9 protein-coding genes are annotated in these 7611 nt (G+C 60.8%); 7 read left to right on the forward strand and 2 right to left on the reverse strand.

Going from position 1 to position 7611, the window contains the following annotated elements; all coding sequences use genetic code 11:
• Nucleotides 1–514: 514 nt before the first annotated feature.
• The gene (locus AC1DH9_RS16700; RefSeq protein ID WP_019693608.1) at nt 515–1099 is read right to left on the reverse strand and encodes a YajG family lipoprotein; all 585 of its coding nucleotides are present in this window, start codon (nt 1097–1099) and stop codon (nt 515–517) included.
• Between the two features lie 182 nt (nt 1100–1281).
• Here AC1DH9_RS16700 and AC1DH9_RS16705 point away from each other — a divergent pair, with 182 nt between their 5' ends.
• Nucleotides 1282–1506: a hypothetical protein gene (locus tag AC1DH9_RS16705; protein ID WP_054595652.1), complete on the forward strand. Its 225-nt coding sequence runs from the start codon at nt 1282–1284 to the stop codon at nt 1504–1506.
• Nucleotides 1507–2254: 748 nt separating this feature from the next.
• Nucleotides 2255–3763: a malate dehydrogenase (quinone) gene (gene mqo, locus AC1DH9_RS16710; protein ID WP_427543223.1), complete on the forward strand. Its 1509-nt coding sequence runs from the start codon at nt 2255–2257 to the stop codon at nt 3761–3763.
• Between the two features lie 81 nt (nt 3764–3844).
• Here the strand turns inward: mqo and AC1DH9_RS16715 are convergent, their stop codons facing one another.
• Nucleotides 3845–4132: a PA4642 family protein gene (locus AC1DH9_RS16715; protein ID WP_054595650.1), complete on the reverse strand. Its 288-nt coding sequence runs from the start codon at nt 4130–4132 to the stop codon at nt 3845–3847.
• A 178-nt stretch (nt 4133–4310) separates the two neighbouring features.
• Between AC1DH9_RS16715 and AC1DH9_RS16720 the strand changes: the two genes are divergently transcribed.
• From AC1DH9_RS16720 to AC1DH9_RS16740, 5 genes are all read left to right on the forward strand, one after another.
• Nucleotides 4311–4991, forward strand: coding sequence for a GntR family transcriptional regulator (locus tag AC1DH9_RS16720; RefSeq protein ID WP_477808448.1), 681 nt, complete (start codon nt 4311–4313; stop codon nt 4989–4991).
• Nucleotides 4992–5097: 106 nt separating this feature from the next.
• Nucleotides 5098–6033 carry a 4-hydroxyproline epimerase gene (locus AC1DH9_RS16725; protein ID WP_427543219.1) on the forward strand — a complete coding sequence of 312 codons (936 nt, stop codon included), beginning with the start codon at nt 5098–5100 and terminating at the stop codon, nt 6031–6033.
• Complete coding sequence (locus tag AC1DH9_RS16730; RefSeq protein ID WP_427543217.1) at nt 6030–7145, forward strand: NAD(P)/FAD-dependent oxidoreductase; 1116 nt, start codon at nt 6030–6032, stop codon at nt 7143–7145. The genes AC1DH9_RS16725 and AC1DH9_RS16730 overlap by 4 nt, the downstream gene beginning before the upstream one ends.
• A complete protein-coding gene (locus AC1DH9_RS16735; protein WP_427543214.1) occupies nt 7142–7378 on the forward strand; it encodes a (2Fe-2S)-binding protein in 237 nt (78 codons plus the stop codon). The genes AC1DH9_RS16730 and AC1DH9_RS16735 overlap by 4 nt, the downstream gene beginning before the upstream one ends.
• The coding region (locus tag AC1DH9_RS16740) for an FAD-dependent oxidoreductase (protein ID WP_477808449.1) at nt 7375–7611 on the forward strand (237 nt) is incomplete at its 3' end. The genes AC1DH9_RS16735 and AC1DH9_RS16740, both read left to right, overlap by 4 nt.

The following is a 7611-nucleotide window of genomic DNA, read 5'->3' on the forward strand; positions in this document are numbered from 1 at the left end:
CATCAGGGGGGGCGCGCAGCGCCGTACGGCGCAGCCGGACACATCGAGAGGAGGTCGTCGCGAAGCAGACCGTAGGCGATGCCCCCTGATGGACACCGGAATGAGGGGACGCCGAGCCTAGGCGAGGTGCCGTACGCTTGGGGCGAAGCCTTTTGCTTACTTTTCGGCGTCTGGAAAAGTGAGTCGCCGTAAGGGCGAAACCCTAAGCAGCCGTTACCGCAGGAATGGATATGTACACCTGCAAGAGATTGGTCGGCTTTCAGGCCGCCATCGCGAGCAGGCTCGCTCCCACAGTGGATTGGTGTACATCTGCGGGAGATGGGTCGGCTGTCCGACCGCCTTCGCGAGCAGGCTCGCTCCCACAGTAGATCTATGTATATCTGCGGGAGATGGGTCGGCTGTCGGGGCGCCTTCGCGAGCAGGCTCGCTCCCACGGAAAGCCCCCCAAAAACCGGCAGGCACAAAAAAAGCCCGGAGCCATCACTGGCGCCGGGCTTCTTGAAGACAACGACCGTTATTGGGCGAGCATCTGGCCCACCGTCGGATCCTTGAACAACCGGGTCAACGCATCACTCAACACATCGCTCACCAGCTTGGTGTTGGTTTCCTGATTCGGCGCCATACCAAAACGCTGATTCAGCGACGCCGCATAACGGCCGCTGTAACGATGATTGGCATTCTGCACATCAGAGCGGAAAGCCGCGCCAATAGTCGCCTCAGTCACATACATGCCTTCTTTGGGCGACTGATACGTCAGCTCCGCCAGCGTCACCGTCAACTGCGGCGCGTTGTAAGCATTAGGCGTTGGCGTGAACCCCAGCAAACGCACAGCCGCTTCGGCCTGAGCCTGCAGTTTCGGCAGGATTTGCGCACCTTGCACCGTGATTGCGCTGGTTTCAGGGTACAGGCCACCACGGGTGCCCAACGTTGGCGACGGACGGCCATCGACCACCCTCACCACCACCGGCTGACCATGTCCGACCGGCGCCAACTGAGTCGTCAGTTTCGGCTCCGGGGCTAGTTGTTGCGGGCTGTTGGCGCAGCCAACCAGGGTCAAGCTGGTCACAGTGATCAAACCGAACAACAGGCGTTGCAACATGCGCTAATCTCCAGATACAAATACAGACAGACCCGCAGTATAGCGGTCGGCATCCTCTTCGAACCAGCAACCCTGAACACTTGCTGAAGAGATATGTAATGTCACGTGTATCGGGTGCTCCGTAACACCAGTGTCATGCCACACTGCTAACTTCAAGGCCGTCTCACCTCGAGGGCATTGCCATGCAATTTCTTTGGTTGCTGTTTGCTTCACGCCGCAAATATCGCTACTTCGCCCAGCTCGACAGCAATCAATGCTGCCTGGCGTTCAAGCACTGTCGCGTGCCGCCAGAGGGCGATGGTTGGGTGGAAATCGAAGAGATTCGTCTCAACTGGCTGCACCAGCCGCTGCCGGCCAGCGCCCGTCTGAGCCCGCGCAATGCTCACGCACGGTTGCATGCCGTGTAGCCCACCTGACCAAACGGCTAATAAAAGTCATTAAACACGACCATTTCCCTGCGTTTCTTCGCTACAATCTCCCCCCGATTATAAGGACGTCTCCTGATCGGGCCTCGCAGCATCGTCAATGCGCTTGTATTGACACCCCGCACCGCCCACAGAGAGCCGCCCACACAGATCGAGTGAAGCTGGCGAGCTTGCTGTTTATCCTGCAAACCACCACTTTTCGCGAATCTGCCAGAGCTGTCGTTACGCTCGGTCACTGAGCTGTTTGCCCGTTTTGCCTGCCCTGTATCCCATGGCGGCAATCCATGCGGACACGGTGCCAGGCTGGGACAGCCCTTTTTTGAGGTTCACGTCTTCAAAAGAGCGTGAAAAAAACGGGTTTTCACAACTTCACAAGAGTGTGGCGAGCAAATGAATAGTTTTGCGTCAGAACATGCACCATTAGCGTCTACAACAGCCCAACGACACAGGACCGAGTACTCCTCAAGAACTGGAGCCTGAAGCCTGTCCACTACGGATTTGGTTGCACAAACGGACGTATCGACCATAAGTCGAATTGCCTCCCGCGCGCTGAAGTGAGTTCATAGAACCCTAAGCCCGGTGGGTAGCGTCTGTCGAAGTTGCAAAAAATTGCGAAGATTCGGACATGGCGATCCTGGCCATGGGTGACCCGGGGCTCTACAGAGCATGCCCCGTCACGCCTGGCAGCTATGCCGACAATTTGGTGCTGCAGATTTTGGAGACGCGTTAAATGGCGCATAACGAAGCAGTCGACGTAGTACTGGTTGGGGCCGGCATCATGAGTGCCACCCTTGCTGTATTGCTCAAAGAGCTCGACCCCGCGATCAAGCTGGAAGTCGTCGAGCTGATGGACTCCGGTGCCGCGGAGAGTTCCAACCCGTGGAACAACGCCGGTACCGGGCATGCCGGGCTATGTGAGCTGAACTACACGCCACAGGCCGCTGACGGCAGCGTCGACATCAAGAAAGCCGTGCACATCAACACCCAGTTCGAGGTGTCGAAGCAGTTCTGGTCCTACCTGACCCGAAAAGGCACCTTCGGCTCGTCGAAATCCTTCATCAGCCCGGTTCCGCACCTGAGCTTCGTGCAAGGTGAGGCTGGCGTTTCGTTCCTCAAGGAACGTTTCAAGGTGCTGAGCAAGCACCACGCCTTCTCCGAGATGGAGTACACCGAAGACAAGGCAAAAATGGCCGAATGGATGCCATTGATGATGCCGGGGCGTCCGGCCGACGAAGTCATCGCCGCAACCCGCGTGATGAACGGCACCGACGTCAACTTCGGCGCCCTGACCAATCAACTGCTCAAGCACCTGACCAGCGCACCCGATGCCCAGGTCAAGTACTGCAAGCGCGTGACCGGTCTCAAGCGTAACGGCAACGGCTGGACCGTCAGCATCAAGGACGTCAACAGCGGCAACACCCGCGAAGTCGATGCCAAATTCGTCTTCCTCGGTGCTGGCGGCGCGGCCTTGCCGTTGTTGCAGGCTTCGGGCATCGAAGAAAGCAAAGGTTTCGGCGGCTTCCCGATCAGCGGCCAATGGCTGCGTTGCGACAACCCGGAAGTGGTCAAGCACCACCAGGCCAAGGTCTACAGCCAGGCAGCAGTGGGTTCGCCACCGATGTCGGTGCCGCACCTGGACACCCGCGTCGTCGATGGTCAGAAGTCCCTGCTGTTCGGACCTTACGCCGGCTTCACCACCAAGTTCCTCAAGCACGGTTCGTTCATGGACCTGCCAATGTCGGTTCGCCTCGGCAACATCGGCCCGATGCTGGCCGTGGCGAAAAACAACATGGACCTGACCAAGTACCTGGTCAGCGAAGTGATGCAATCGATGGAACAACGCCTGGAATCGCTGCGCCGCTTCTACCCTCAAGCCAAGGCCGAAGACTGGCGTCTGGAAGTCGCTGGCCAGCGCGTGCAGATCATCAAGAAAGACCCGAAAAAAGGCGGCATCCTGCAGTTCGGTACCGAACTGGTTGCGGCCAAGGACGGATCGCTTGCCGCGCTGCTCGGTGCCTCGCCTGGCGCGTCGGTCACCGTGTCGATCATGCTTGAGCTGATCGAAAAATGCTTCCCGAACAAAGCCAAGGGTGAGTGGGCGGCCAAGCTGGCCGAAATCTTCCCGGCCCGGGAAAAAGTCCTGGAAACCGATGCTGCGCTGTATCGCAAGATCAATGCGCAGAACAACATCGCGCTGGAACTGGTTGAAGAAAGCAGCGAGACCCCAAGCTTCGCTTGATGCTCGCCCCCTTCCCCCAAAAAAAGAAAACGCCCCGTTCTCGTTGAGAGCGGGGCGTTTTTTTATGGCTTTTGAAAGATCTTAGCCGCGAGCTTTCTGGATCAACTCGATGTAGTCGGCGGCATTACGCTGATCCTGGATCAGGGCAACGAAGTCCTTGCCGTGCTCGTCCTTGCCGTCCAGGTCATAACCGGCCTCGACGAAGAACGCCAGGAAACGCTCGAAATCGTCGATACGCAGGCCACGGTAGGCCTTGATCAGTTTGTGCAGAGACGGTGAAGTTGCGTCGACCGGTTCAAAATCGAGGAACAATTTGATCTGCGCATCGCCAATCTCGTCACCAATCACCTGTTTCTTATCTTTACGCATTGCCGACTCCAGCTCGCAGACATCTCACGGGGCGGGCAGTTTACCCCCGCCTCGCCCCAAGCCTCAACGACCAGCACTCAATGCGTGCGCCCAGACAATGCGCCTGACGGAAAAGCGCTTGGTGCGCTGACGCGCTCGTATACAATATTCGCCATCACGCCTGCCGGGATTCATTCACGTGCCTCTACCCAGCTTCAATGCCCCCAATCTGGGGATTGTGCCTTCAGCGTCGGAAGTCATCGTCAAGCATCTGCGCGAGGCCATCATCGGCGGTCACTTTGCCGAAGACGAACCGATCCGTCAGGACGACATCGCCCGCTTGTTCAATGTCAGCAAGATCCCCGTGCGCGAGGCGCTCAAACGCCTTGAGGCGGAAGGCCTGGTGCAGTTCCAGCGCAACAAGGGCGCGGTGGTGACGAAGATTTCCGAGCCCGAACTGGCGCAGATCTTTGAAGTCCGGGTGCTGCTGGAGGTCCAGGCGATTCGCCTGGCCGTGCCGAACATGACCGAAGCCACGTTCGCCCGCGCTGAAAGCATCTGTGCCGAGTTCCTCGACGAAAACAACATCGGGCGCYGGGCCGAGTTGAACTGGGCGTTGCACGCCTGCCTCTACGAGCCGGCGCAACGGCCGTTCCTGCTCAACCTGATTCGCTCGATTCACGACAAGGTCGAACGCTACCTGCGCATGCAAATGAGTTTTTCCGAAGGCAAGGACCGTGCAGACCACGAACACCGCGAGATTATCGCCGCGTGCCGGGCCGGTGACGCCGACAAAGCCGCCGAACTGATCGAGCAGCACATCATTGGCGTGTGCCGCACGCTCTATGAACACCTGCCCAATGCCCCCGCGCGGATCTGATCGGGTGTGCCGATTTCGTCATCGGTAACGGCTAAAACCCTCAAGCCATCCCGCGCCTCAAACGCCAGTCTTGCACAGACATTTCCTGTGCAAGGTGGCGCCCTTCATGAAACGTATCCACGTCCTCGATTCTCACACTGGCGGTGAACCGACACGCCTGGTGATCGCCGGTTTCCCGGAACTGGGCAGCGGCTCCATGGCCGAACGCAAGCGCCGCCTCGCCGAAGAGCACGACCACTGGCGCGCCGCCACGGTGCTTGAACCGCGCGGCAGCGATGTGCTGGTCGGCGCCCTGCTCTGCGAGCCACAGGATCCCGGCGCCTGTGCCGGGGTAATCTTCTTCAACAACAGCGGCTACCTCGGCATGTGCGGTCACGGCACCATTGGACTGGTGGCCTCGCTGGCGTATCTCAAACGCATCGAGCCTGGCGTGCACCGGATCGAAACCCCGGTCGGCACGGTCGAGGCGACGTTGCACGCGGATCGCTCGGTCAGCGTGCGCAACGTCCCGGCCTATCGCTATCGCAAGGCCGTGCAGCTGACACTGCCGGGTTACGGCACCGTCAACGGCGACATCGCCTGGGGCGGCAACTGGTTTTTCCTGATCGCCGACCACGGCCAACGCATCGCCAGCGACAACCTCGAAGCCCTGACCGCCTACACCTGGGCAGTCCGCGAAGCGCTGAAAAACCAGGGCATTCGTGGCGAGGACGGCGGCGAAATCGATCACATCGAGCTGTTTGCCGACGACCCGGTGGCCGACAGCCGCAACTTTGTCCTCTGCCCCGGCAAAGCCTACGACCGCTCACCTTGCGGCACTGGCACCAGCGCCAAGCTGGCGTGCCTGGCAGCCGACGGCAAACTGCAGCCCGGTGAAGTCTGGCGCCAGGCCAGTGTGATCGGCAGCCAGTTCGAAGCCAGCTACGAGCGGCTCGACGAACAGCGCATCATTCCGACGATTCGCGGTCGCGCCCACATGAGTGGCGAGAGCCACTTGTTGCTAGAGGAAGACGACCCGTTCGTGTGGGGCATCGGTTCATGAATGCCGACGTCATTGTCATCGGCGCCGGCATTGTCGGCAGTGCCTGTGCCTTTGAGCTGGCGCAACGCGGGCTCGACGTGCTGGTGCTTGACAGCCAGCGCGGCGGTGCCACGGCAGTCGGCATGGGTCACCTGGTGGCGATGGATGACAACCCGGCCGAACTGGCGCTGAGCCAATACTCCATCGAGCTCTGGCGACAATGGGCGCCGCGTCTGGACCCCGATTGCGCCTACCGCAATTGCGGCACGCTGTGGCTGGCCGCCAATGACGAGGAAATGGCCGGCGCCGAGCACAAACGTCAGACGCTCAAGGCCCGCGGCATCGACTGCGAAATGCTCGACCCGCGCGCCCTCTACAAGGCTGAACCCATGCTCCGTCCCGGCCTGAGTGGCGCGCTGAAGGTCAGCGGCGACGGCATTCTCTACGCGCCGAATGCGGCTCACTGGCTGCTCAAGCAAAGCGCTGGGCGGATCACTCGGCGCACGGTCGAGGTCACGCAGGTCGACGGCAATCAGTTGCGCTTGAGCACCGGCGAGCAGTTACGTGCCGAAGCGGTGGTGCTGGCCAACGGCATTCACGCCACCGAACTGTGCCCCGACCTGCCGATTCGCCCGAAGAAGGGTCATCTGCTGATCACCGACCGCTACCCCGGCAAGATCCATCATCAGTTGGTCGAGCTGGGCTATGTCACCAGTGCTCACGCCAGCGAAGGCACCTCGGTGGCTTTCAATGCCCAACCACGCCCGACCGGGCAACTCTTTCTCGGCTCAACGCGTCAGTTCGACACCACCGACTTGAGCGTCGAACCGGCCGTGTTGGCGCGCATGCTGCGCCGGGCGATCGACTATTTGCCGGAACTGGCCGGGATGAACGCTATCCGCAGTTGGACCGGCCTGCGCGCCGCCACGCCCGATGGCTTGCCACTGCTCGGCGAACATCCACAGCAAGCGGGTTTGTGGCTGGCGGCCGGGCATGAAGGATTGGGCGTGACCACCGCCCCCGGCAGCGCCCAGCTGTTGGCTGCGCAGCTGTGTAAAACCACCCCGGCCATCGACCCGACGCCTTATCTGCCGGGGCGCTTCCTGTCCACTGCACAAGGGTTACGCGCATGATTGAAGTGAGTCTCGATGGCCGCACAGTAGCGGTCGATGCCGGCACTACGGTTGCGGCGCTGCTCTATCTGGCAGGCGACGGCTGCAGTCGAACCTCGGTCAGCGGTCAGCACCGGGCACCGTTTTGCGGGATGGGGGTTTGCCAGGAGTGCCGGGTGAACATCGACGGTCAGCGCCGCCTCGCCTGCCAGACCACCTGCCGCACAGGCATGCACGTGGAGACCCGGCCATGAACGTCGAGCTGCTGATTATCGGCGCAGGGCCGGCAGGCATGGCGGCAGCGTTGGCCGCCGCACCGAGCGGCGCACGCATCGCCATCATCGATGACAACCCGGCACCCGGCGGGCAAATCTGGCGGGATGGGGTTAACGCACACTTGCCAGCCAGTGCCCAGGCTCATCGCCAGAAACTGGCAGCGGCGAGTAACGTGCAGGTGTTCAACTCGACACGCGTGGTCGCCTTGGCC

The sequence above is a fragment of the Pseudomonas sp. 05T35 genome (assembly GCF_056396605.1).

Excerpts from the sequence above, each read along its gene's own strand:
- AC1DH9_RS16705 (WP_054595652.1), top strand. The coding sequence starts at position 1,282 with ATGCAATTTCTTTGGTTGCTGTTTGCTTCACGCCGCAAATATCGCTAC.
- AC1DH9_RS16730 (WP_427543217.1), top strand. The coding sequence starts at position 6,030 with ATGAATGCCGACGTCATTGTCATCGGCGCCGGCATTGTCGGCAGTGCC.
- AC1DH9_RS16715 (WP_054595650.1), bottom strand. The coding sequence starts at position 4,132 with ATGCGTAAAGATAAGAAACAGGTGATTGGTGACGAGATTGGCGATGCG.
- AC1DH9_RS16725 (WP_427543219.1), top strand. The coding sequence starts at position 5,098 with ATGAAACGTATCCACGTCCTCGATTCTCACACTGGCGGTGAACCGACA.
- AC1DH9_RS16735 (WP_427543214.1), top strand. The coding sequence starts at position 7,142 with ATGATTGAAGTGAGTCTCGATGGCCGCACAGTAGCGGTCGATGCCGGC.
- mqo (WP_427543223.1), top strand. The coding sequence starts at position 2,255 with ATGGCGCATAACGAAGCAGTCGACGTAGTACTGGTTGGGGCCGGCATC.
- AC1DH9_RS16700 (WP_019693608.1), bottom strand. The coding sequence starts at position 1,099 with ATGTTGCAACGCCTGTTGTTCGGTTTGATCACTGTGACCAGCTTGACC.